At 69.7% G+C, this 23,152-nt stretch carries 20 protein-coding genes; 12 read left to right on the forward strand and 8 right to left on the reverse strand.

All coding sequences use genetic code 11. From position 1 onward, the window contains the following. Positions 1 to 27: 27 nt before the first annotated feature. The 3 genes from H8B22_RS14215 to H8B22_RS14225 form a co-directional block, all read right to left on the reverse strand. Positions 28 to 2,268 carry a hypothetical protein gene (locus H8B22_RS14215; RefSeq protein WP_187712040.1) on the reverse strand — a complete coding sequence of 747 codons (2,241 nt, stop codon included), beginning with the start codon at positions 2,266 to 2,268 and terminating at the stop codon, positions 28 to 30. A gap of 2 nt (positions 2,269 to 2,270) precedes the next feature. Then, positions 2,271 to 2,792 carry a hypothetical protein gene (locus H8B22_RS14220; protein WP_187712041.1) on the reverse strand — a complete coding sequence of 174 codons (522 nt, stop codon included), beginning with the start codon at positions 2,790 to 2,792 and terminating at the stop codon, positions 2,271 to 2,273. 293 nt (positions 2,793 to 3,085) lie between these two features. Then, positions 3,086 to 5,077, reverse strand: coding sequence for a DEAD/DEAH box helicase (locus tag H8B22_RS14225; RefSeq protein WP_187712042.1), 1,992 nt, complete (start codon positions 5,075 to 5,077; stop codon positions 3,086 to 3,088). A 97-nt stretch (positions 5,078 to 5,174) separates the two neighbouring features. Here H8B22_RS14225 and H8B22_RS14230 point away from each other — a divergent pair, with 97 nt between their 5' ends. Continuing rightward, positions 5,175 to 5,639, forward strand: a complete 465-nt coding sequence (locus tag H8B22_RS14230) for a hypothetical protein (RefSeq protein ID WP_187712043.1) — start codon at positions 5,175 to 5,177, stop codon at positions 5,637 to 5,639. A gap of 156 nt (positions 5,640 to 5,795) precedes the next feature. Here H8B22_RS14230 and H8B22_RS14235 read toward each other — a convergent pair whose 3' ends face one another. Further along, entirely contained in the window at positions 5,796 to 7,148 is a 1,353-nt protein-coding gene (locus H8B22_RS14235) for a metal-dependent hydrolase family protein (protein WP_187712044.1), read from the reverse strand. Between the two features lie 129 nt (positions 7,149 to 7,277). Here H8B22_RS14235 and H8B22_RS14240 point away from each other — a divergent pair, with 129 nt between their 5' ends. The 5 genes from H8B22_RS14240 to thpR all read left to right on the forward strand — a co-directional run bounded on the left by H8B22_RS14240 (position 7,278) and on the right by thpR (position 14,348). Further along, positions 7,278 to 8,849: a protein adenylyltransferase SelO gene (locus tag H8B22_RS14240; RefSeq protein WP_225876221.1), complete on the forward strand. Its 1,572-nt coding sequence runs from the start codon at positions 7,278 to 7,280 to the stop codon at positions 8,847 to 8,849. A gap of 55 nt (positions 8,850 to 8,904) precedes the next feature. Further along, entirely contained in the window at positions 8,905 to 11,019 is a 2,115-nt protein-coding gene (locus H8B22_RS14245; RefSeq protein WP_187712045.1) for an NHL repeat-containing protein, read from the forward strand. Between the two features lie 39 nt (positions 11,020 to 11,058). Further along, a complete protein-coding gene (locus H8B22_RS14250) occupies positions 11,059 to 12,936 on the forward strand; it encodes an ATP-binding cassette domain-containing protein (protein ID WP_187712046.1) in 1,878 nt (625 codons plus the stop codon). 248 nt (positions 12,937 to 13,184) lie between these two features. Further along, the gene (locus tag H8B22_RS14255; RefSeq protein ID WP_187712047.1) at positions 13,185 to 13,715 is read left to right on the forward strand and encodes an SRPBCC family protein; all 531 of its coding nucleotides are present in this window, start codon (positions 13,185 to 13,187) and stop codon (positions 13,713 to 13,715) included. 60 nt (positions 13,716 to 13,775) lie between these two features. Continuing rightward, entirely contained in the window at positions 13,776 to 14,348 is a 573-nt protein-coding gene (gene thpR, locus H8B22_RS14260) for an RNA 2',3'-cyclic phosphodiesterase (RefSeq protein WP_187712048.1), read from the forward strand. Between the two features lie 39 nt (positions 14,349 to 14,387). On the opposite strand, the gene H8B22_RS14265 is transcribed toward thpR, so the two are convergent. Then, entirely contained in the window at positions 14,388 to 14,642 is a 255-nt protein-coding gene (locus H8B22_RS14265) for a hypothetical protein (protein WP_187712049.1), read from the reverse strand. Between the two features lie 79 nt (positions 14,643 to 14,721). Between H8B22_RS14265 and H8B22_RS14270 the strand changes: the two genes are divergently transcribed. Then, the gene (locus H8B22_RS14270) at positions 14,722 to 15,330 is read left to right on the forward strand and encodes a YdeI/OmpD-associated family protein (RefSeq protein ID WP_187712050.1); all 609 of its coding nucleotides are present in this window, start codon (positions 14,722 to 14,724) and stop codon (positions 15,328 to 15,330) included. A gap of 21 nt (positions 15,331 to 15,351) precedes the next feature. Here the strand turns inward: H8B22_RS14270 and H8B22_RS14275 are convergent, their stop codons facing one another. Further along, positions 15,352 to 15,630: a polyhydroxyalkanoic acid system family protein gene (locus tag H8B22_RS14275; RefSeq protein WP_187712051.1), complete on the reverse strand. Its 279-nt coding sequence runs from the start codon at positions 15,628 to 15,630 to the stop codon at positions 15,352 to 15,354. A 134-nt stretch (positions 15,631 to 15,764) separates the two neighbouring features. On the opposite strand from H8B22_RS14275, the gene H8B22_RS14280 reads away from it, so the two are divergent. Further along, complete coding sequence (locus H8B22_RS14280) at positions 15,765 to 16,562, forward strand: FHA domain-containing protein (RefSeq protein ID WP_187712052.1); 798 nt, start codon at positions 15,765 to 15,767, stop codon at positions 16,560 to 16,562. Here the strand turns inward: H8B22_RS14280 and msrQ are convergent. Further along, positions 16,531 to 17,193 (reverse strand): protein-methionine-sulfoxide reductase heme-binding subunit MsrQ, encoded by a 663-nt coding sequence (msrQ, locus tag H8B22_RS14285; protein ID WP_187712053.1) that lies wholly within the window; start codon positions 17,191 to 17,193, stop codon positions 16,531 to 16,533. The genes H8B22_RS14280 and msrQ overlap by 32 nt on opposite strands. A 2-nt stretch (positions 17,194 to 17,195) precedes the next feature. After that, positions 17,196 to 18,164: a protein-methionine-sulfoxide reductase catalytic subunit MsrP gene (msrP, locus tag H8B22_RS14290; protein WP_187712054.1), complete on the reverse strand. Its 969-nt coding sequence runs from the start codon at positions 18,162 to 18,164 to the stop codon at positions 17,196 to 17,198. A 225-nt stretch (positions 18,165 to 18,389) separates the two neighbouring features. On the opposite strand from msrP, the gene serC reads away from it, so the two are divergent. From serC to aroA, 4 genes are read left to right on the forward strand one after another with little or no spacing between them, the layout of a single operon-like run. After that, a complete protein-coding gene (serC, locus tag H8B22_RS14295) occupies positions 18,390 to 19,490 on the forward strand; it encodes a 3-phosphoserine/phosphohydroxythreonine transaminase (RefSeq protein WP_187712055.1) in 1,101 nt (366 codons plus the stop codon). After that, entirely contained in the window at positions 19,490 to 20,671 is a 1,182-nt protein-coding gene (gene pheA, locus H8B22_RS14300; RefSeq protein ID WP_187712056.1) for a prephenate dehydratase, read from the forward strand. Before serC ends, pheA begins: the two co-directional genes overlap by 1 nt. After that, positions 20,668 to 21,819 (forward strand): histidinol-phosphate transaminase, encoded by a 1,152-nt coding sequence (hisC, locus tag H8B22_RS14305; RefSeq protein WP_187712057.1) that lies wholly within the window; start codon positions 20,668 to 20,670, stop codon positions 21,817 to 21,819. The genes pheA and hisC overlap by 4 nt, the downstream gene beginning before the upstream one ends. After that, on the forward strand, positions 21,816 to 23,129 hold the full coding sequence (gene aroA, locus H8B22_RS14310; RefSeq protein ID WP_187712058.1) for a 3-phosphoshikimate 1-carboxyvinyltransferase: 1,314 nt from the start codon (positions 21,816 to 21,818) through the stop codon (positions 23,127 to 23,129). Before hisC ends, aroA begins: the two co-directional genes overlap by 4 nt. The last annotated feature ends 23 nt before the right edge of the window (positions 23,130 to 23,152 follow it).

Here is a 23,152-nt window from a genome sequence, read left to right on the forward strand (position 1 = left end):
GACCGGTGGCACATGTGGCACATACGCTCAGCGGATCACTTCGCGTTGCTTGGCCGTGCCCTTGCCGCCCGTGTCATCCACCATCGCCTTGCGGAATGCCTCTTGCACCCGGGGGGACAGCACCGATTCCCAGTTGGCGATCGCAAGCAGCGGATCGCACGGAACCAGCTCGATCCTCGGGCGGGGATAGAACTTCCGGCCCGGACCACACGCGGTTTCCATCGGTCCCTTTTCCAGCGGCACGCAGGTGAACAGTTCGCGGCCACGGGCATCGATCGCGCTGACGCACAGCTCGCAGTCCACTGCATCGCCCATGCCTGTCTCGATGGTGAGGTGCCGGCCCGCAAGCTCGTAGCGCAACGTGCCGCCCGCGTGTTCGACCTCGCCTTCGCCGGGCTCCAGCACCTTGCCGCACAGGCACCACTGGTAGTCGACGGGGAACACCATCAACCGTGGCCACGCCTCGATCGTGCAGCGGCGGCTCACGGTGGTGCGCGTGCAGCTCGCGAAGTCCTTGCCGACAAACGGCTGGCTTTCGCCCGTCTCCAGCACGCTCCAGCGCAGGGCGATGTCGAGGCTCGGCACCGGCGTGTCGTAGGTCACCCAGTGGATGTTCAGCGCGCCGCCGGCCTGCAGGTCGCGCCACGCGCGCACCTTGGCCAACCGGCCCTCGTTGGTGCGTACCCCGACGACGATCTCCGAGTGCATGCCGAACAGCGGCAGCTCGAACGACAGCGGGATTGCCCAGGGCGACAGGTGCTGGCTGGCGAACGCCATTGCGCGCAGCTGGACGGGGGTCAACGAGCCGAAACCGGCCCCGCTCACGGTCATGCCCGCGCCGTTGCGGGAATCGAGCCCGTTCGCAGGATGCCAAGCCAGGTCCAAGCGCGACATCTGGCTGTTGGCGGCGTGCACCGTGCCCTTGTCCAGGTCGAGCGTGAACGCCCCGGAAGTGACGTAGTGGCCGCTGCTCTTTACCGGCAGGTTGAGCGAGCGCATCACGTTGCCGCGCAGTTCGAGGTCGTCCAGCAGGATCGAGGTCAGGTTGAGGCCGGCGCCGATCGGCCCCAGGGGGATCGGCGGAATCGAGCTGGTGGCGTTGTTGAAGGCGTCCGTGGCCATGCGCTCGGCCATGCCTTCGACGATCGATTCGACGATCGCGGGGACGATTGCGCCAACGATCGCGCCGATGATGCCGCCGAACAGGCCCCCGAGGAACGCACTGGCGAGCCACACCCACCATTCCATGCTCACGTCGACGTCGACCACCGGCGTCGTCGCCGTGATCTGGATCTGCCCGCCACTCAAGGTGAGCGAGACGAAGAACGTGAAGGTCGCCACGGCCGACCAGCCCGTGCCGGACGCGGTGGCGCGCCCGTCGACGCGGATGCGGTTGCCTTCGATGCGCGCCACCAGATTGGTCAGCGTGCCCTGGCCGCCCGGCGCTGGCACCGGGCGATTGAGGCGAAGCGGGCGATCGAAGTCGGTGACGGGGCGTCCCAGTGCGGCGGCGAGTTGCGGCCGGACCACACTGCCCAGCAGCCACGCGTTCGACATCATCACCATCGATGGCGCACCGGCAGGAATGAAGCTCTGCGTGATGGCGTTGATGTTGCCGGTGCTGGCCGCGTCGGTGCGGACGCCGAACGTGAGCGCGTCGCGATCGGCGGCCGCGGTGTCGTTGACGGTCGTGACCTCGATGGCGAACGGCGTGAGCGGATCGGCGTCGTTGGCGACGGGAATCGGAGGCGTCAGGGCCAGGCGCTGGACGTCGTCCACGAGTCGCTGCTGGACGATGCCTGCGAGCTGGTTCTGGACCTGCGCGACGGTAAGGCCGAAGCCGCCGAGGATCGGGGCCAGCATGCCGGCCGTGCTTCCGTCGAAGGTGACCGTGACGCTCGGTGCGCCTGACGTGAAGTCGAGCACGGCCTGCTGCGTTCCCCCGTTGGTGCGCATCTGCACCGAGTCGATGATCTCGATGGTGCCGCCCAACGGCGCGATCGTCGTCGGTAGCGGGGCGGTGACCTCCAATTGCGAGTTGGTGAAAGGAACGCGGAACCGCATCTGCGGTCGAGGCCGGTCTAGATCGGCAACGGGCGTGCCGAAGTTGAGGTCGAGGGTGCCGGTGATGCCGAATGCATTGACCGGTGTGCTCAGGCTGGGCGGGAAGATCAGCCCGCTGGCGAAGGCCGCGGCGAGCTGGGCGTTGATTTCGGTTTCACTGATCTGCACCAGCATGTCGAAACCGGCAGTACGGTCGAGGGCCATGATCAGTCCCTCCCGTTGTGACAGCCGCAATCGCGGTCGTCGCCGCCGTCATCGCCCTCGCGTACCGGCGGCGGCGTCCAGTCCGCGGAGGGCGGCTTGGGCTGGCCCTTGCCGGTGGCGACGCGCACCGTTCGCAGTTGCATTCCGGGCGCCACCGCATCGCCGGCAGCGGCGGTTTCGCGAATGCGGACGAGAGTCTTGGCCTGCTCGCGGTCGAGCTTGAGGCCGGCTTCCTGCATCGCCGCCATCGGGTCCAGCAGGAAGGCTTGCGCGTTGGTTACGTCGCGCGACATCCAGGCAACGAGTTGGGGGCTGGCTTCCACCAGCCAGCGACGGATCGGTTCGGGAAGGTCGAGCGGCGATTTGTCCTGCCGCTGCGCGCCCTGGCGCGGTTGGCACCCGAGATGGAATACGGGCGGGATCTTGCGCGAAGGGAGGAGGGTGACTTTGAGGTTGAGGTCGTATGCCTGCTGCAGGCTGGCAGCTACGGTGGCACGGTCGGCTTGCGTCGATTGGTCGTTCACGATGGGCTCCTTGCATCGGTCCTTGGCTGCACTCCGCAGCCACACCGGGAAACGCGCCGTTCCGCACCTTCCGGCCAGTGCCGGGTTGCCTGGATTTCATACTCGCTACCGCGGTCCCGGATGTCCGCGCGTGCGGTCGATGCGCGTTCGCGCGCGCTGCAGTAACGCGCAATGCCCGTGCCAACAGCGTGGCAGGGCGGCGTAATGCTGCCGCGCAAAAGCGAATCGCCGGCAGGTGCCGGCGATTCGTGGAGGTTCAGCGGGTCCTGTGCGGATGGCGCGAAGCGCGCCAATCAGCCCTGACGTCGCGGTTTGTGCCCGCCCGGTCGTGGACCGCGGGGAGGGCGCGGGCCGCCGTCGCCGCGTTGGTAGCCACCGCCGCTACCGCCGCCTTCGCCCGGGCGGCTGATGCGCAGCGGCTGGCCGGCAACGCGCACGCGCTTGAGGTGTTCCATGACCTCGCGCGGCATGCCTTCGGGCAGGTCGATCAGGCTGAAGTCGTCGCGGATGTCGATGCGGCCGATGTAGCGGCTTTCCAGTTCGGCTTCGTTGGCGATCGCGCCGACGATGTTGCCCGGCTTCACGCCATGGCGGTGGCCGACCTCGATGCGGAACGTCTCCATGCCGGCCTCGGGTGCGCCGCGTTCCTCGCGCGGCGGCCGCGGTGCGCGCGGGGCCTCGTCGTCGAAGAATGACTCGGCATCGTTGCGCGGGTTCGCGCGATCGGCGCCGGCGTTCGCGGCCGGGTACTCGTCGCGCGGCGGGCGCGGGCGGTCGCGTTCGAACTTGCCGCTGCGCGGGCCGTCGAAATCGCCGCGCGCGCGTTCCGACATGCGCTGACCGAACCCGGGCTTGTCGAAGCTGGGCTTGCGGTCGCTGCGGTCGAAGCCGGGCTTGTCGAAGCCTTCGCGGTGCGGGCGCAGCTGCTCGGCGGTGGCCTGGAGCAGCAGCGGCATGTCGCCCTGGACCACCTTGGCCAATGCCGCGGCGATCTCCACCGCCGGCACGTTCTGCTCGCGCTCGTAGCGCTCGACCAGGTCGCGGAACATCGCCAGCTCGGTGCTTTCCAGCGCGGTGGTGATGCGGCCGAGGAACTTCGACACGCGCTGCTCGTTCACGGTCTCCACGCTGGGCAGCGCCATCGGTTCGATCGGCTGGCGCGTGGCGCGCTCGATCGCGCGCAGCATGCCGCGTTCGCGCGGGGCGACGAACAGGATCGCCTCGCCCTTGCGGCCCGCGCGACCGGTGCGGCCGATGCGGTGGACGTAGCTCTCGGTGTCGTACGGGATGTCGTAGTTCAGCACGTGGCTGATCCGCTCCACGTCGAGGCCGCGCGCGGCGACGTCGGTAGCGACCAGCACGTCGATCTTGCCGTCCTTGAGCTGGGCGATGGTGCGCTCGCGCGCCTTCTGGTCCAGGTCGCCGTTGATGGCGGCGGCGGAGATGCCGCGCGCGGACAGCTTGTCGGCCAGTTCCTGCGTGCCCAGCTTGGTGCGCGAGAAGACGATCATCGCGTCGTAGGGCTCGGCTTCCAGGATCCGGGTGAGCGCATCGAGCTTGTTGACGCCGCTCACCGCCCAGTAGCGCTGGCGGATGTTGGCGGCGGTGGTGGTCGTGGTCTTGATGGCCACTTCGACCGGGTCGCGCAGGTAGGTGGTGGCGATGCGCTTGATCTGCTGCGGCATCGTCGCGGAGAACAGCGCGACCTGGCGCGTCTCCGGGATCTTCTTCAGCACGGCCTCGACGTCGTCGATGAAGCCCATGCGCAGCATCTCGTCGGCTTCGTCGAGGACCAGGCAGCGCAGCTGCGACAGGTCGAGCGAGCCGCGGTCGAGATGGTCGATCACGCGGCCGGGGGTGCCGACCACGACCTGCACGCCGCGCTTGAGCGAGGCCAGCTGCGGGGTGTAGCTCTGGCCGCCGTAGATCGGCAGCACGTGGAAGCCGGGCAGGTGGTGGGCGTACTTCTGGAAGGCTTCGGCGACCTGGATGGCGAGTTCACGCGTCGGCGCCAGTACCAGGGCCTGCGGCTTCTGCTGGCTGGGGTCGATGCGGGCGAGGATCGGCAGCGCGAAGGCCGCGGTCTTGCCGGTGCCGGTCTGGGCCTGGCCGAGCACGTCGCGGCCGCCCAGCAGCGGCGGAATGGTCGCGGCCTGGATCGGCGAGGGGGTTTCGTAACCGACTTCGGCCAGCGCCTTGAGCAGCGATTCGGGCAGGCCGAGATCGGCGAATTTCACGGACGGGGCGTCCGTGGTCGGGGGAGTCGGGGGGGCGGGGGCGCTCATGGCAGCCTCGATGGCGCCGGCGCTCGGCCGGTCTGGGCGCATAGTGTAACGGTTGGCGTCCGAGTACCGGCTCGGCGCCCCCCATCGGAGCAGCGCGATGAACGAGCCCGCAGTCGATCCGCAATGGCACGAGGACGTGCGCGAGATCCCCAGCCTGATCCGCGCGATCTACGCCTGCATCTCCGGCCCGGCGGGCGCACCGCGCGACTGGGCGCGGTTCCGCTTCCTGCATCGCCCGGAGGCACTGAGCCTGCGCACCGTGGTCCGGCCCGACGGCTCGACCTTCGCCCATGTATTCACCCAGGACGAATACATCGCGGACGTGGCGCCGTTCTTCGCCGCGAACGACTTCTACGAGATCGACATCGCCCACCGCATCGAACGCTTCGGCCAGGTGGCGCACGCCTGGAGCCTGTACGAGGCGCGCACCTCGCCGGAGTCGCCGGTGGTGATCAAGCGCGGCGCGAACAGCATCCAGCTCTGCCATGAGCAGGGGCGCTGGTGGGTGGTGAGCACGATCTGGGACAACGAGCGGGAAGGGGTGCGGTTCGATCTGTGGTGATGGGGCAGTGCGTCGCTGACGTCCCCTCACCCTGCGTCGCTGCGCGACGCTGCCCCTCTCCCCGCAAGCGGGGCGAGGGGCAGCATCTTCCTTCTCCCCGCTTGCGGGGAGAAGGTGCCCGCAGGGCGGATGAGGGGCCGCCGGCGCAGCCGGCGCTCAACGCGCGTCCTTCTCCACCCGCCCGTCCTTCATCACGAACGCCACGCGCTTGAGCACGGTCACGTCGCGCAGCGGATCGCCCGACACGGCGATGAGGTCGGCGCGCTTGCCCGGTTCCAGGCTGCCGACCTCGTCGCGCAGGCCCAGCAGGTCGGCGGCATTGACGGTGGCGGCCTGGATCGCGGTGGCCGGGGTCATGCCGTGCGCGACCATCAGCTCGAATTCGTCGGCGTTGCGGCCGTGCAGGCTGACGCCGGCATCGGTGCCGAAGGCGATCTTCACGCCGGCGGGCACGGCGGCTTCCAGCGCCTTGCCGGTGATGCCGATGCGCCATTCGATCTTGCGCCGGACCTCGCCGATGTAGGCGTCGGGGTTCTTCGCCAGGCGCTCCTTGTAGCCGTTGACCGTCGACAGCGTGGGCACGTAGTACGCGCCGCTGCGGCGGAACAGCGCCAGTTCGTCCTTGTCCATCAGCGTGCCGTGTTCGATCGAATCCACGCCCGCGCGCAGCGCCAGCGCAATGCCGTCGGCACCGTGTGCGTGCGCGGCGACCTTCTTGCCGTAGAGGTGCGCGGTCTCGACGATCGCGCGCGCCTCGTCGTCGAACAGCTGCGCGCCCAGGCCGGCGCCGATGCGGCTGTTGACGCCGCCGGTGCTGGCGAACTTGATGACGTCGGCGCCGCGGGCGACCTGCTCGCGCACGGCGCGGCGGCAGTCGTCGGCGCCGTTGCACAGGTTGCTGGTGTCGAGCGCGGCGTGCAGTTCCTCGCGGTAGCCCAGCGTCGGGTCCATGTGCCCGGCGGTGGCGGAGATCGGCCGCGCCGCATCGAGGATGCGCGGCCCGGGCACCTTGCCCGCGGCGATCGCGTCGCGCAGCGCCAGGGTCACGCCGTCGCTGTCGCCGAGGTTGCGCACCGTGGTGAAGCCGGCCTGCAGGGTCTTGCGTGCGTTGACCGCGGCTTCGAAGGCCTGGTCGGCCACGCCCATCGACACTTCCTCCAGCTGCCCCTCGATGCCGGCCTTGTCCGAGGTGAGGTGGACGTGGCTGTCGATCAGGCCGGGCAGCACGAAGCGGTCGCGCAGGTCGATGAGCGTCGCGTCTTGCGGCGCGCCGTCGAAAGCCTCCGCGCCGACATGGCCGTCGCGCACGGCGACCACGCGGCCGTCGCGGACCAGCACGGTGCTGGCGCCACGCGGGGCCTGGCCGGGACGGTCGAGCAGGGCGCCGGCCTGGATCAGGGTCCATTTCGGCGTGGGCGCGTCCGCGGCGACTGCCGGGCCGAGGGCGAGCAGGCCTGCCAGCAGCAGCGGCAGCGATGCGGTACGGACGGCGGTACGACGATGGCGCATGGCTCGATCCTCGGGACGATGGGCCGAGCATAGCCAACCGGCGTTGCGCGCCCCTTTGCCGATCCTGTCCGCGGGCGCTTCCGCAGGGCCCGCTACCATGGGCGCACACGCATTCGACACGGCGCCCCGGTGAACCTGCACTTCGACAACCGCTTCCTGCGCGAGCTGCCCGGCGACCCCGAAACCGGCCCGCGCGTGCGCCAGGTCGAGGGCGCGCTCTGGTCGCGCGTTGCTCCCACGCCGGTCGCCGCGCCGCGGCTGCTCGCGCATTCGGCGGAAATGGCGCGGACGTTGGGCATCGGCGAAGCCGAGATCCACGCGCAGCGGTTCGCCGACGTCTTCGCCGGCAACGCGCTGGTGCCGGGAATGGAGCCGTACGCCGCCAACTACGGCGGCCACCAGTTCGGCCACTGGGCCGGGCAACTCGGCGACGGCCGCGCCATCAGCCTGGGCGAAGCGATCGCGCATGGTGGCGAACGCTGGGAGCTGCAACTGAAGGGCGCCGGCCCGACGCCGTATTCGCGCACGGCGGACGGCCGCGCGGTGTTGCGCTCGTCGATCCGCGAGTTCCTGTGCAGCGAGGCCATGCACCACCTGGGCGTGCCGACGACGCGCGCGCTCAGCCTGGTGGCGACCGGCGAGGCCGTGGTCCGCGACATGTTCTACGACGGCCATCCGCGCCCGGAACCGGGCGCGATCGTGTGCCGCGTGGCGCCATCGTTCCTGCGTGTCGGCAACTTCGAGCTGCCGTACGCGCGCAACGACCTGCCGCTGCTGCGTCAGCTGGTGGAGTTCTGCATCCGCCGCGATTTCACGCACATTGAAGGCGGCGGGCTGGAGGGCGCGGGCGAAGCCTTGTATGCCGCGTGGTTCGCCGAGGTCTGCACGCGCACCGCGGTGATGGTCGCGCACTGGATGCGGGTGGGCTTCGTCCACGGCGTGATGAACACCGACAACATGTCGATCCTCGGCCTGACCATCGATTACGGCCCGTACGGCTGGATCGACAACTACGATCCGGACTGGACGCCCAACACCACCGACGCGCAGGGCCGCCGCTACCGCTTCGGCTGGCAGCCGAAGATCGCGTACTGGAACCTGACCCGCCTGGCGCATGCGATTTCGCCGTTGTTCGCGGACCCGCAGGTCCTCAACGCCGGCCTGCAGGCGTATGCCGATGCCTACACCCGTGAGGACCGCGACAGCATCGCGCGCAAGCTGGGCCTGGCCGCGTGCCGCGACGCCGATGTCGAGCTGGCGAAGGAGTTGCACGTGCTGCTCGCGGATGCGGAAGTCGACATGACCCTGTTCTTCCGCGCGCTGGCGGATGTCGACGTCGCCGTGCCCACGCTGGCGCCGGTGGCGCACGCCTTCTACGACGACGACAAGCGCGAAGCGTCCGCGCCTGCATTCGGCGACTGGCTCGCGCGGCATGCCGCGCGGGTGCGCGAGGATGCCGTTGATCCGGCCGCGCGGCGTCAACGGATGAACGCGGCGAACCCGAAATACGTGCTGCGCAACTACCTTGCCCAGCAGGCCATCGATCGCGCGGAGCAGGGCGACATCGCCGGCGTGCACGAACTGCTGGAAGTGATGCGCCGGCCCTACGACGAGCAGCCCGGCCGCGAGGCGTTCGCGCAGCCGCGCCCGGACTGGGCGCGGCAGAAGGCCGGTTGCTCGATGCTGTCCTGCAGTTCCTGATCGGGCCGGGGCTGCCTAGAATCCGCTTCCCGATCGAAGCAGGTGCGTCGCGCGCATGACCCGGAATGCATGGCTGTGGCTGGTGAGCGTGCTGACGCTGCTGGCGCTGGCTTCGACCTACGTCTACGAGCCGGTGCCGGACACCGTGACGCTGTCGCCGCGCACGCGCATCGGCTGGAGCGCGCCACCGCGACTGCTGGCAGGCGATGGCGTGCGCGGGTGGCGCGATGGCGCGCCCCTGCAGGCGCGCTTCAGTGATCCCTACGGCATCGCGCGCGCCGCGGACGGCACCTTGTTCATCGCGGATGCGGGCGACAGCAACCGCATCCGCAGGATCGGTGTCGACGGAGCCGTCGCGACGTTCGCGGGGTCCACCGAAGGCTTCCGCGATGGGGCCGGCGCGCTTGCGGCCTTCAACACGCCGTCGGGGCTCGCCCTGGACGGCGCCGGCAACCTCTACGTCGCCGACACCGGCAACCACGCGATCCGCCGGGTCGCCCCCGACGGCACGGTGACGACATTGGCGGGCAGCGGCGTGGCCGGCTTCCGCGACGGCCCTGGGGCGCAGGCGCAGTTCAACGGACCGATCGGCGTCGCCGTCGACGATGCCGGGCAGGTGTATGTCGCCGATACCTACAACGACCGCATCCGCGTGATCGGCAGGGACGGGACGGTACGCACGCTGGCCGGCGGCGACTTCCCCGGCGATGTGGACGGCGTCGGCATCGCCGCGCGTTTCGATACGCCGAGCGCACTGGCGGTGGATCGCCGCGGCAACGTCTGGGTCGCCGACACGCGCAACAACACGATCCGGCACGTGAGCAAGCAAGGCGTCGTCACGACCCTGCCGTTGCAGGACGCGACCGGCGCGCAGGCCGCCCTGCGGCGACCGGTGAGCATCGCGGTGACGCGCGAGGGCGTGCTCTACGTCGGTGAGTTGTTCCATGGTCGCGTGCTGCAGGTCGTCCCCGGTGGGCCGACGTCGCCCGTGGCCGTGGCCGTGGCCGTGGCCGTGGCCGGTGCCGGCAAGCGCCTGGCGCGGCCGACCGGCCTGGCGCTCGCGCCCGACGGCACGCTGTACGTGGCCGACGCGACCGCCTACCGCGTGCATGCACTCGACCCCGCTGCGCCGGCCGGCGTGGCCGACGCGCTGGCCGCGACCGGCCCGTCTCCCGCCAATCCGTTGCCGGCCACGCTGGGCCGCTGGCCGCTGCGCCCGCAGGACGGCTGGCACGAAGTGGTCGGCACGCTGGGCGAGGTGCGCGGCAACTACCAGGGCGAGAGCCGCGATCACCTGCACAACGGCCTGGACGTGCGCGGCGACGTCGGCCAGGAGGTCGTCGCGATCGCCGATGGCAAGGTCAGCAATCCCCTGGCGAGCTGGGGCCAGGTGGGCCAGCTCGGCGAAGGCATGGCGCTGGACGACGTCAGCTACATCCACATGCGCGTCGGCCGTACCGCGCGTGGCGAGCCGATCGATCCGGCGCGGTTCGTGCCGGTCTTCGACGCGGCCGGCTCGCTCGAGCGCATGCGCGTGCGCCGCGGCACCCGTTTCCGTGCCGGCGACGTCCTCGGGACGATCAACGCCATGGCCCACGTGCACCTGATCGTCGGCACCAGCGGCTACGAACGCAATGCGATCGCGCTGGGCTTCCGCAACTATTCGGATCGCTACGCGCCGCACATCGACGCCATCGAGCTGCTGGATGCCGCCGAGCAGCCGCTGCAGCAGATGCAGGACGGGCGCGTGCTGCTGGGGCGCGACCTCGACGGCGTGCAGATCGTCGTCGACGCCTGGGACCAGGTCGACAACAACCTGCCGCGGCGCCGCCTCGGCCTGCACGCGCTCGGCTACCAGTGGCTCGATGCGGCCGGGACGCCGCTGCCAGGTTTCGAGGCGCCGCGCATGTCCATCGACTTCGACCTGATGCCGACCGACGAGGCGGTGAAGCTCGCCTATGCCGCCGACAGCGGCATCACCGTGCACGGCAGCAGCGTCACCCGGTTCCGCTACGTGGTGACCAACACGGTGCGCGGGGGCACGCTGGCCACCGGCGCTTGGCGGCCGCGCGAGCTCGCTGCCGGGGATTACCTGCTGCGCATTACCGCGAAGGACTACAGCGGCAACCTGGCCACCGCGGGACGGGACCTCCCGGTGCGCCTGCACTGACACAGCCCCGCGGACGGGCGCGCCGCGTAAACTAGCGGCATGCCCCTGATTACCCTGCAAAACGTCGATTACGGCGTCGGCGGCCCTTTGCTGCTGCAAAACGTCGCCCTGTCCATCGACGCCGGCGAGCGCATCGCCCTGATCGGCCGCAACGGCGCCGGCAAGTCCACGCTGTTGAAGCTGCTCGCCGGCGAGATCCAGGCCGACGACGGCGAGATACGCCTCGAAGGCGGCGTGCGCGTGGCGCGGCTGGAGCAGGAAGTGCCGGCCGGTGCCGAGGGCGATGTCTGGGACGTGGTCGCCGGCGGCCTCGGCCAGCTCGGCGCCTGGCTGGCCGAATACCACCACCTCAGCCATGCCGAACACGTCGACACCGAGGCGCTGGCCAAGGTGCAGGCGAAGATCGAGGACGCGCAGGGCTGGTCGCTCGACCAGCGCGTCACCGAAACGCTGACCCGGCTGCAACTCGACGGCGATGCGCCGTTCTCCGGCCTTTCGGGCGGCATGAAGCGCCGCGTGCTGCTGGCGCGCGCGCTGGTGTCCGCACCCGACGTGCTGCTGCTCGACGAGCCGACCAACCACCTCGACATCGAGGCGATCGACTGGCTCGAAGGCTTCCTCAAGGCCTGGACCGGCGCGCTGGTCTTCGTCACCCACGACCGCCGCTTCCTGCGCGCGCTCGCCACGCGCATCGTCGAGATCGACCGTGGCCAGGTGACCAGCTGGCCCGGCGACTGGGCCAACTACGAACGCCGCCGCGAGGAGCGCCTCAACGCCGAAGCGCAGGAAAACGCCCGCTTCGACAAGCTGCTCGCGCAGGAAGAAGTGTGGATCCGCCAGGGCATCAAGGCCCGCCGCACCCGCGACGAAGGCCGCGTGCGCCGGCTCAAGGCGATGCGCATGGAGCGCGGCCAGCGCCGCGACCTCACCGGCAACGTGCGCATGGAAGTCGCCCAGGGCGACGCGTCCGGGCGCAAGGTGGTGGAAGCCAAGGACGTGGCGTTCGCGTACGGCGGCAACGCGATCGTGGGCGAGCTGTCGACGGCGATCATGCGCGGCGACCGCATCGGCCTGATCGGCCCCAACGGCAGCGGCAAGACCACGCTGCTGAAGCTGCTGCTGGGCGAACTGGCGCCCACCGCGGGCGAGGTGAAGCTCGGCAGCAACCTGCGGATCGCCTATTTCGACCAGTACCGCGCCACGCTGCGCGAGGACTGGAACGCGATCGAGAACGTCGCCGAAGGCCGCGAGAGCGTGGAGATCAACGGCAAGCACAAGCACGTGATCGGCTACCTGCAGGATTTCCTGTTCACGCCCGAACGCGCGCGCGCGCCGATCACGCGCCTGTCCGGTGGCGAGCGCAACCGCCTGCTGCTGGCCAAGCTGTTCGCGCAGCCGTCCAACCTGCTGGTGATGGACGAACCCACCAACGACCTCGACGTGGAAACGCTGGAGCTGCTGGAAGAGTTGCTGGCCGACTACCCGGGCACGCTGCTGCTGGTCAGCCACGACCGCGACTTCCTCGACAACGTGGTGACCTCGACCCTGGTGATGGAAGGCCAGGGCAGGGTGGGCGAGTACGTGGGCGGCTACAGCGATTGGCTGCGCCAGCGCCCCGAGGCCCAGTCGCTGAATACCGCCGCCAAGCCGGCCGCGCCGACGCCGGCTCCAGCGGCGCAAGCGGCACCCGCGGTCGCCAAGCGCAAGCTCAGCTACAAGGACGCACGCGAACTGGAGCAGCTGCCGTCGCGGATCGAATCGCTGGAATCGCGTGTCGCCGAACTGACCGCGGCAATGAACGAGCCCGCCTTCTACCAGCGCGGCAGTGCCGACATCGCCGCGCACAACGCCACGCTTGCGGCGGCGCAGGCCGAGCTGGACGCCGCCTACACGCGTTGGGCCGAGCTCGACGCCTGAGCCTTGTCGCCGTCCCCCCGGCAAGCGGGGGGCGTGGCGATCCGCTGATCGTTGAAAACCGAAGTCGCTGGCTTGATCGGCGCAAGCGCCGTTGCAGGACGCTTCCGCTTGCGTGGCAATGACGAGCAGGAAGCGATCCGTTTGGACCGCGGACCGGACTCGCGTTGGGGGTTCGCGGGCATGAAATCCTGCCCTTGCGCATCGCCGACGGGCGCGCGTTAATCGCGCCATCCACCGGGGGACGCCCAATGCGCAACACGATCGTGGTTACCGGCCTGCTGCTCGCCGCGCTCGCGGGACCGGCCCAGGCCGAAGTGAAGGACTCGGCCGCCAACGGCTTCACCATCGAGAATTCGCAGGTCGTACCGGTCGATGCGAAGACGGCCTGGGACGCGTTGGTCAACGACGTTGGCCGCTGGTGGCCGAAGGATCACACCTGGTGGGGTGACGCCACCAAGCTCTCGATCCAGCCGCGCGCCGGCGGCTGCTTCTGCGAACGCAACGGCAGGCAACAGGCCTGGCACATGACCGTCACCTTCGTCGATCCGGGGCAGACGCTGCGGATGACCGGCGGCCTCGGGCCGCTGCAGGGCATGGGCCTGGACGGCGCGCTGGAGTGGCGCCTGGCCAAGGCCGAGGGCGGCACGCGGATCACCCTGTGGTACCGGGCCGGCGGCTACACGCCGGACGACCTGCGCAAGTTCGTTCCGGTCGTCGACAAGGTGCAGGCGCAACAACTGGGTGGCTTGGCGGACTACCTGCGCGCGAAGGCGAAATGAGTGCCGGGATGAAGCGACGGCCCGACCGATGAGCCGCCGTTGAAGCACTAAACTACGTGCATGCACAGCGATCTGTTCGGTTCAGCGCCCGCGCGCGAAGCCGTTGTCCACAACGTTTTCTTCGCGCTGGTCCCCGATACCGAGACGCGCGCCCACCTGGCAAGCACGGTTGCGCGGCTGAAGACCGAACACGATGGCCGCGGTCGCTGGCTGGCGCCGGAGCGCTGGCACATGACGCTGTACTTCCTCGGCTCCTATTCGGAGCTGCCGCAGGAACGCATCGAGTCGGCCCGCGCGGCCGCGCGCAACGTGGCGGCAGCCGCATTCGAACTGGCGCTCGACCGGGTGGGGCACTTCTCCCACGGCATCGGCTGGCTCGGCTGCGCGCAGACCGGAACGCCGTTGCAATCGCTGTGGAGCGAGCTGCACCGGTCGCTCGCGCATGCCCGCGTTGCGACGCAGGGGCACGCGGGCTTCGTGCCGCACGTCACCGTGGTCCGGGAAGCGAAGCCGCTGTTGCCGGCGCAATCCATCCCGCCCATCGCCTGGCCGGTGCGGGAGTTCGTCCTGATCGACAGCGTGCTGGGGCCGCGCAGCGAATACCGCGAGCTGGGGCGCTGGAAACTGCGCTGAGCCCGCTGACTGCGGGGCCAGTGGTCATGCGATCCGCGGTTAGGCGATCGGCGCGCGCAGCTTGAGCGCCGGATGGTCGTCCAGCGAACCGTCCGGGTTGAGCACCGAGAACGACTTGCGGTCGCCGTCGGCCACCACCGGAATCGCGTCCTGGAACAGCGGCTTGCGGACGAAGCGGAGCTCCCAGCCGAAGCGCTCCAGCTCGCTGAGCGTGAGGGCCTGTTCCTCGTTGAGCGCGGCGCGCAGCGCCGAGCGGGCGTTCGCCATGTCCTGGCGGCGGTCGCGATCGCACATGTCCTTCCCTCCCTGATTCCCCTGTATTCCCAAAACGCAGGCGGCGGGCAGAATAGGCCGTCTACCGAGGGAAGAATCCATGGGCCAGCGCGATCCCCGCATCGATGCCTACATCGCCAGCGCGGCCGGGTTCGCGCAGCCGATCCTCACGCACCTGCGCGGACTCGTGCACGCCGCCTGCCCGGACTGCGAGGAAACGCTGAAGTGGAGCGCGCCGAGCTTCACCTACCGCGGCAAGATCCTGTGCGGCATGGCGGCCTTCAAGCAGCACGCGACCTTCGGGCTGTGGCAGGGCGCGGCGATCGTGGCGGGCGACGGTAGTCGTCGCGACGAGGCGATGGGGCAGTTCGGCCGCCTCACGCGCGTCGCGGACCTGCCGGGCAAGCGCGAACTGGTCGCCTATCTCCGCCAGGGCATGCAGCTGATCGATGCCGGGGCGACGCGCACGCCCGCGCGCAACACCGCGCCGAAGCCGCCTGTGGAAGCGCCGGACGACCTGCTCGCGGCCCTGCGCGGCAACGCACGGGCGCGGGCCACGTTCGAGGCGTTCCCGCCCAGCTGCCAGCGCGAGTACGTCGAATGGATCACCGAAGCCAAGCGCGAGGCCACGCGGGCGAGCCGCCTGGCGCAGACGATCGAATGGCTCGCCGAGGGCAAGCGGCGCAACTGGAAGTACGAGAAGTGCTGAGCGGCCGCGGGCCGCGAGGCGTCAGGCGCCGAAGCGTTCGTCCAGCACGCGCTTGATCTCGGCCTCGATCGGTCCCTTGAAGGCCGACATCAGGAAGCCGAGGTTCGCGGTGACGCGCAGGTTCTTCGGCGCCAGGTCGATCTTGCCGTCGACGCCGCTGCGGTTGAAGTTGAGGGTGTCGCCATCCCAGTCGTAGTCGATGCCGAAGCGTTCGGCCAGTTTTTCCGCGACTTCCTGTACCGCCTTGCGCGCCTTTGCGTGCGGCAGCGAGTGGGCGTGGCGGATATCGATGCTGGGCATGGTGGGTTCTCCTCTGATGCGGCGCATTGTGCGGGCAGAGGCCGTCGCATCCAAGCCGAGTCGCAGGTCCTCGACACTGCCGCTGGAGCATCCCGCGGCATGCTAGATTGCGGCCGCTCCCCGATCTTCGACACATGGCCGCCCTGAGACTGAGGTTTCCCAATCGCCAGCAACCCGACCTGGTCCTCGGACCGGGCGTGCATGCCATCGGGCGAGACGCCACCGACCGGCCGGTCATCGTAGACGATCCCACGCAGGCGATCGCGCAGTTCTGCGTCGACCGACGCGGCGTCTGGTTGCAGGTGCACGCGGGGACGCGCGGCCTCCACGTCAACGGCCGCCCGGTGCGGCGCATGGCGCAGCTGCGCGCGGGCGATGCGGTGTTCGTCGATGGCAACGAATGGTTGCTGCTGGGCGACACGCCGCCGTCGGCGTCGGGCGAATCCAAGCCGATCGCGGGCGAAGCCGATCCGCGCACGGTCCTGCGCGGCGTCGGTGGCCCGCATCACGGCCGCAGCATCACCCTCGACCAACCGCGGCTGGTCGGGCGCCTGTCCGAGTGCGACATCCGCATCGACGATGCCGCGTTCGCCGATCGCCATGCACGGCTCGAACCGCATCCCGAAGGCATCGTCCTGCGCGACCTCGGTTCGCACGAGGGCAGCCTCGTGAATGGCTGGCCGGTGCGCAATGCACTGCTGCGTACCGGCGACCAGGTGGTGTTCGACACCCAGCGCTTCATCGTGGAAGGCCCCAGCCGCAGTGCCAACGGCGAGGCCCGCAAGCAGGCCCGGCCGGCGCCCGTCGACGAGGCGCCCGCGGCCACGGAACCCAAGGTCGCCTCCTCGGTGCGGCGCGTTCCCTGGTTGCTGCTGGCGGCGCTGTTCCTCGCGATCGCGCTCAGCCTGCTGCTGCTGTACGGCGCGCGTTAGCCCGGCGATCGCGCAGCGCCTTCACCAGGCGCCAACCCAGCAGCACCGCGAGGATGGCCGCATACAGGGCCGGTTCGCGCACGTCCGACTTCACCAGCCACCAGAAATGCAGCACCGCGAGCACGCCCACGGCGTAGACCAGCCGGTGCAGGCGCGCCCAGTTCCGCCCCAGGCGACGGATTGCCGCCGTGGTCGAAGTCACGGCCAGCGGCACCAGCAGCAGCCAGGCGGTGAAACCCACGGTGATGTAGGGGCGCTTGGCGATTTCCTCGAAGATCTGCGTCCAGTACCCGCGCAGGTCCAGCACCAGGTAGGCGGTGAGGTGCAGCGTCGCGTAGAAGAACGCATACAGGCCGAGCATGCGCCGGAACCGGATCAGCACCGCCTGGTGGGTGAGCTGCCGCAGCGGCGTGATGGCCAGCGTCAGCATCAGCAGGCGCAGCGCCCACAGCCCGAGCCGGTGTTCGATCTCCGCGACCGGGTCGGCGCCGAGGCCGCCGCTCCCGGTCAGCGCCTCGGCGCGGATCTGCCAGCCCAGGATCGCGGCCGGCGTGAGCGCGAGCAGGTGGACGAGGGTCTTGGCGGCGATCAGGCCCGGTGACGTGCGGGGGCCGCGCGAGGTTCGGGCCATCCTCAGAACCACTTGCGCAGGTTCATGCCGGCGTAGAGGCCCGCGACCTGCTCGGCGTAGCCGTTGAACATCCGCGTCGGGATACGCTCGGCGAACAGCTTGCTCTGCGTGCCGGCGATGCGGCGTTCGGTCTTCTGCGACCAGCGTGGGTGGTCGACGTTCGGATTGACGTTGCTGAAGAAGCCGTACTCGCTGGACTGTGCGTCGTTCCAGCTGGTGAACGGCATCGACTCGACGAAGGTGATGGCCACGATCGACTTGATGCCCTTGAAGCCGTACTTCCACGGCACCACCAGGCGCAGCGGCGCGCCGTTCTGCTGCGGCAGCGGCTTGCCGTACAGCCCGGTGACCAGGAAGGCGAGGGGATGCATCGCTTCGTCGATGCGCAGGCCCTCGCGGTAGGGCCATTCCAGCGCGGGGTAGCGCTGGCCCGGCATCTGCTTGGGATCGTTGAGCGTGGTGAAGGCGACGTACTTCGCCTTCGACGTGGGCTGGAAGCGCTTGAGCACGTCGGCCAGCGGCACGCCCAGCCAAGGGATCACCATCGACCAGCCTTCGACGCAGCGCAGGCGGTAGATCCGCTCTTCCGGCGTCACGCCCTTGAGCAGGTCGTCGAGCGCGAGCACGCCGGGCTTGGCGCAATGGCCGCCGACGGCGACGCTCCACGGCTTGAGCCGCAGGGTGAAGTCGGCGCGCGAGGGGTCGCCCTTGCCGGTGCCGAATTCGTAGAAGTTGTTGTAGGTGGTGACGTCCTCGTAGCGGGTCAGCGGCTCACTGGTGCGGAAGCCCGAGCGCGCCTGCTCGGGCGTGACCACTACTTTTGAAGGGGGCGGCGGGGCGGCCTTGCCGCAGCCGGCCAGGCCCAGCCCGGGCACGGCCGCCAGCGCGGCGAGCAGGCGGCGACGATCGCGATAGACCGGTTCGTCCGTGATTTCGGCGGCGGGAACGCGCAGGGCATCACGCAGGGACATTGGGGGACTCCGATGCTGGCTTCGACTATATGTCCAGAGGCCATAAGGGGGCGAAAAGTTGCGCGTGCAACCCTTGATCCACGCGTGTTGCGCTGCGGCATACTAGGCCGGCTGCACACCGCAACCGCCTGGCCTGCCATCCCTCGCCTTGTCGTCCCTTCGGCTTGTTCATCGGGCAAGCCCCTGTGCCGCAAGAAGACCACTTCCGCCAAGTCGAGGATATCCATGTCACGCGTACACAACTTCAGCGCCGGTCCCGCCGCCCTCCCTGAATCCGTCCTGCGCCAGGCGCAGGAGGAGATGCTGGACTGGCACGGCGTGGGCGCTTCCATCGTCGAGCTGAGCCACCGCGGCCCCGAGTTCATCCAGGTGGCCAGCGAAGCCGAGGCGGACCTGCGCAAGCTGATGTCGATTCCCGACGACTACGCCGTGCTGTTCCTCGGCGGCGGCGCGACGACGGTGCAGGCGTTGCTGCCGCTCAACTTTGCCGCCCCCGGGCAGGTTGCCGATTACGTGGTCACCGGCCACTGGGGCAAGACCGCGCTCAAGCAGGTCAAGCCGTATGTCGCCGCGAATGTCGCCGCGACCAGTGAAGCCGATGGTTTCCGTAGCATTCCGGCGCGCGAGAGCTGGCAGCTGTCGAAGGACGCGGCCTATGTCCACGTCACCGCCAACGAAACCATCCACGGCGTCGAATTTCGCGACGAGCATTACCCTCGAAGCGGGGATGTCGGCGACGTGCCGCTGTTCGCCGACTTCAGCTCGTCCATCGCTTCCGAGCCGCTCGACGTGTCGAAGTTCGGCGTGATCTACGCCGGTGCGCAGAAGAACCTCGGTCCGGTCGGCATCACCGTGGTGATCATCCGCCGCGACCTGCTCGAGCGCGCCGGCCAGCCGCGCGCCGACATCCTCGACTACCGCTCGCACGTGAAGGGCGAGTCGATGCTCAACACGCCGCCGAGCTGGAACTGGTACCTGCTTGGCCTGACCGTGAAGTGGATGCTGGCCGAAGGCGGTGTCGAGGAATTCGCGCGCCGCAGCGCGCGCAAGTCGGCGTTGCTCTATGACGTGATCGACGGTTCGGGCGGCTTCTATCGCAACGAGGTCGACAAGGCCGTGCGTTCGCGCATGAACGTGCCGTTCTTCCTGCACGACGAAGCGCTGGACAAGCCCTTCCTCAAGGAAGCCGAAGGCGCGGGGCTGATCTCGCTCAAGGGCCACCGCGCGCTCGGCGGCATGCGTGCTTCGATCTACAACGCCATGCCGGAGGCGGGCGTGCAGGCGCTGGCCGACTTCATGCGCGATTTCAGGCAAAGGCACGGGTAATGACCACGAAGGGCTCCAAAGCAAAGGGCAAGCAACGTAGCCCGGCCAAGGCCACAGGCCGCACCCGGGAAGCCACGAAACCGGACGCCGGTAAGAACGAAACCAAACCCGACCTGGGCGCCGTGCGCGCCCAGATCGACGGCATCGACCGGCAGATCCAGGACCTGATCAAGCAACGCGCCAACTGGGCGCAGCAGGTCGGCAAGGCCAAGGGCAAGCTCGCCGCGGCGGTCGACTACTACCGCCCCGAGCGCGAGGCGCAGGTGCTGCGCCGCGTGGTCGACCGCAACGACGGCCCGCTCAACGACGAAGTGCTGGTGCGGCTGTTCCGCGAGATTATGTCGGCCTGCCTCGCCCAGCAGGAGCCGCTGAAGATCGGCTTCCTCGGCCCGGAAGGGACGCACTCGCAACAGGCGGTCTACAAGCACTTCGGCCATTCGATCCACGGCCTGCCGCTGGCGAGCATCGAGGAAGTCTTCCAGGAAGTGGAAGCCGGCCACGCCGACTTCGGCGTGGTGCCGGTGGAGAACTCCACCCAGGGCACGATCCAGTCGACGCTGGACATGTTCCTGACCTCCGGCCTGAGGATCTGCGGCGAGGTCGAGCTGCGCGTGCACCAGCACCTGCTGTCCCGCGCCGGCCGTCTGGAAGACATCGAGCGCGTCTACGCCCATCCGCAATCGTTCGCGCAGTGCAAGGCGTGGCTGCGCCAGTACCTGCCGAAGGCCGAGAAGATCCCGGTGTCGAGCAATGCCGACGGCGCCAAGCGCGCGCGCAACGCCGACGATGCGGCGGCGATCGCCGGCATCAGCGCCGCGACCGTGTACGGGCTGAAGTCGCTGGCCGGACCGATCGAGGATCGCCCCGACAACACCACGCGCTTCCTGGTGCTCGGTCGCGAGCTGTTCCCGCCGTCGGGCAACGACCGCACCTCGCTGCTGGTCTTCATCAAGGACCAGCCGGGCGCGCTGTACCACGTGCTCGCACCGTTCGCGAAGCACGGCCTGAGCATGAACCGGATCGAATCGCGGCCCGGCCACACCGGACTGTGGCAATACGCGTTCTTCATCGACATCGCCGGGCACGCACAGGAAGAGGCCATGCACCGCGCGCTCGCCGAGGTCGCCGACTTCGCGCAGGAAGTGAAGGTGCTGGGGTCCTACCCGGTGGCGATCTCGTGAGCGCGATCGCATCGGATGCGGTGCGTGACGAAGCCTGGTTCGCCGCACGCGCGTCGCGCGGCGTGCAGGGGCTGCGCGCCTACGACCCCGGGCACGACCTGGTGGCGTTCCGCCGCAAGTTCGGCGTCGACAACCTGGTCGAACTCGGCTCCAACGAGAACCCCTACGGGCCGTCGCCGGCCGCGCGCATGGCGATCCTGGACCAGCTGCATTCGCTGCACCGTTATCCCGACCCGCTCGGCCTCGACCTGAAGCGCGCACTGGCGGCGAGGCACGGCGTGGAAGTCGAACGGATCCTGCTCGGCAACGGCTCGCACGAACTGCTGATGCAACTGGGCCAGGTGTTCGCGGGCGAGGGCGACGAAGTCGTGTTCTCGCGCTACGGCTTCGCGGTGTTCGCGCTGGCGACGCAATGCGCGGGCGCGATCGCGCGCGTGGTCGCCGCCTTGCCGAGCGACCACGCCAGCATGCCGTTGGGGCACGACCTCGACGGCATCATTGCCGCGATCACCCCGGCGACCAAGCTGGTGTACGTGGCCAATCCCAACAACCCCACCGGCACCTGGTTCGGCCGCGAGGCGCTGGAAGCCTTCGTCGCACGGATTCCCGCGCATGTCATCGTCGTCTTCGACGAGGCCTATGCGGAAATGGCGGATGCGCCGGACTACGCCAGCGCGCTGCCGCTGCTCGCGCGGCATTCCAACCTCGCGATCACCCGCACCTTCAGCAAGGCCTACGGCCTGGCGGGGCTGCGCGTCGGCTACCTGCTCGGCGCACCGGGGCTGGTCGCGGTGATGGAGCGCGTGCGCGAGAGCTTCAACGTCAACGGCCCCGCGCTCGCCGCCTGCGAAGCGGTGCTCGACGACACCGAGTACCTGCAGGAATCCCTGCGGCGCAATCGCGACGAACGCGCGTGGCTCGCGGTTGAACTGGCGCAGCGCGGCTTGCGCGTATTCCCGTCCCAGACCAATTTCCTGCTGGTCGAATTCGGCCCGAACACGGCGCTGGTCGAAGCCGCGCTGATCGCACAGGGCGTCGTGCTGCGGCCGATGGGCGGTTATGGCCTGGGCGATTGCCTGCGCGTCACCGTCGGCACCCACGACGAGAACGTGCGCCTGCTGGCGGCGCTGGATCAGGTCATCGGATGAGCGACGAAGTGCCTTCCAGCTGGATCGCCGCGCCGGGCCGCGCGCTCACCGGGACGATCCGCGTGCCGGGCGACAAGTCGGTGTCGCATCGCGCGGTAATGCTCGGCGCGATCGCCGAGGGCACCACGCGCATCGCGGGGTTCCTCGAAGGCGAGGACACCCGCGCCACCGCGCGCGTCTTCGCGCAACTGGGCGTCCGCATCGAAGCGCCCAGCGCCGGCGAGCGCATCGTGCACGGCGTCGGCCTGCACGGCCTGCGCGGCACCGATGGGGCGCTGGATTGCGGCAATGCCGGCACCGGCATGCGCCTGCTGGCGGGGTTGCTGGCGGCGCAGGCCTTCGACAGCACGCTGATCGGCGATGCCTCGCTGTCGAAGCGGCCGATGCGGCGGGTGATCGAGCCGTTGGCGACGATGGGCGCACGCATCGACAGCGAGCCCGACGGCCTGCCGCCGCTGCGCATCCACGGCGGCGCAGGCCTGCGCGGCGTGGAAACGACCACGCCGGTCGCCAGCGCGCAGGTGAAGTCCGCGCTGTTGCTGGCCGGCCTGTACGCCACGGGCGAAACCATCGTGCGCGAAGCGCATCCGACCCGCGACTACGCCGAGCGCATGCTCTCCGCCTTCGGCTGGCCGATCGAATTCGCGCCGGGGTTCGCGCGCTTGCGCGGCGGACACCGGCTGACGGCGATCGATGTCGACGTGCCGGCGGACTTCTCCTCGGCGGCGTTCTTCATCGTCGCAGCGACGCTGGTGCCGGGCTCGGAACTGCTGATCGAAGCCGTCGGCATGAACCCGCGACGCACCGGTTTGCTGGAAGCATTGCGCGCGATGGGCGCCGACATCCGCGAGCAGAACCGGCGCGAGCAGGGTGGCGAACCGGTGGCCGACCTGCTGGTCCGGCATGCGCCGCTGCACGGCATCGACGTGCCGGCGGCGATCGTGCCGGACATGATCGACGAGTTCCCGGCGCTGTTCGTGGCCGCCGCGTGCGCGCGCGGCCGTACCCGCGTCAGCGGCGCGGCGGAGTTGCGGGTCAAGGAATCCGATCGCATCGCCACGATGGCCGCCGGCCTGCGTGCGCTCGGCATCCGGGTCGAGGAGGCGCCGGACGGCGCGCTCATCGAAGGCGGGCGCCTGCAAGGTGGCGCCATCGACAGCCACGGCGACCACCGTATCGCGATGAGCTTCGCCGTGGCCGCGCAACTGGCCGCGGGCGAGGTGCGCATCGACGACGTCGCCAATGTCGCGACCTCGTTCCCCGGTTTCGTCGCGCTCGCGACCGGGGCGGGAATGGCACTACGCGATTGAGGCCGGCGCCGCGCGCAGCTGCG

It is taken from the genome of Lysobacter terrestris (genome assembly GCF_014489475.1).
Classification (GTDB): Bacteria; Pseudomonadota; Gammaproteobacteria; order Xanthomonadales; family Xanthomonadaceae; genus Agrilutibacter; species Agrilutibacter terrestris.

Bases quoted from the DNA above. Each gene is read 5' to 3' on its own strand.
- H8B22_RS14225 (WP_187712042.1), bottom strand. From the start codon at position 5,077: ATGAGCGCCCCCGCCCCCCCGACTCCCCCGACCACGGACGCCCCGTCC.
- H8B22_RS14245 (WP_187712045.1), top strand. From the start codon at position 8,905: ATGACCCGGAATGCATGGCTGTGGCTGGTGAGCGTGCTGACGCTGCTG.
- H8B22_RS14235 (WP_187712044.1), bottom strand. From the start codon at position 7,148: ATGCGCCATCGTCGTACCGCCGTCCGTACCGCATCGCTGCCGCTGCTG.
- H8B22_RS14275 (WP_187712051.1), bottom strand. From the start codon at position 15,630: ATGCCCAGCATCGATATCCGCCACGCCCACTCGCTGCCGCACGCAAAG.
- H8B22_RS14230 (WP_187712043.1), top strand. From the start codon at position 5,175: ATGAACGAGCCCGCAGTCGATCCGCAATGGCACGAGGACGTGCGCGAG.
- H8B22_RS14280 (WP_187712052.1), top strand. From the start codon at position 15,765: ATGGCCGCCCTGAGACTGAGGTTTCCCAATCGCCAGCAACCCGACCTG.
- aroA (WP_187712058.1), top strand. From the start codon at position 21,816: ATGAGCGACGAAGTGCCTTCCAGCTGGATCGCCGCGCCGGGCCGCGCG.
- H8B22_RS14255 (WP_187712047.1), top strand. From the start codon at position 13,185: ATGCGCAACACGATCGTGGTTACCGGCCTGCTGCTCGCCGCGCTCGCG.
- msrQ (WP_187712053.1), bottom strand. From the start codon at position 17,193: ATGGCCCGAACCTCGCGCGGCCCCCGCACGTCACCGGGCCTGATCGCC.
- serC (WP_187712055.1), top strand. From the start codon at position 18,390: ATGTCACGCGTACACAACTTCAGCGCCGGTCCCGCCGCCCTCCCTGAA.
- H8B22_RS14250 (WP_187712046.1), top strand. From the start codon at position 11,059: ATGCCCCTGATTACCCTGCAAAACGTCGATTACGGCGTCGGCGGCCCT.
- H8B22_RS14215 (WP_187712040.1), bottom strand. From the start codon at position 2,268: ATGGCCCTCGACCGTACTGCCGGTTTCGACATGCTGGTGCAGATCAGT.
- msrP (WP_187712054.1), bottom strand. From the start codon at position 18,164: ATGTCCCTGCGTGATGCCCTGCGCGTTCCCGCCGCCGAAATCACGGAC.
- H8B22_RS14265 (WP_187712049.1), bottom strand. From the start codon at position 14,642: ATGTGCGATCGCGACCGCCGCCAGGACATGGCGAACGCCCGCTCGGCG.
- H8B22_RS14270 (WP_187712050.1), top strand. From the start codon at position 14,722: ATGGGCCAGCGCGATCCCCGCATCGATGCCTACATCGCCAGCGCGGCC.
- thpR (WP_187712048.1), top strand. From the start codon at position 13,776: ATGCACAGCGATCTGTTCGGTTCAGCGCCCGCGCGCGAAGCCGTTGTC.
- pheA (WP_187712056.1), top strand. From the start codon at position 19,490: ATGACCACGAAGGGCTCCAAAGCAAAGGGCAAGCAACGTAGCCCGGCC.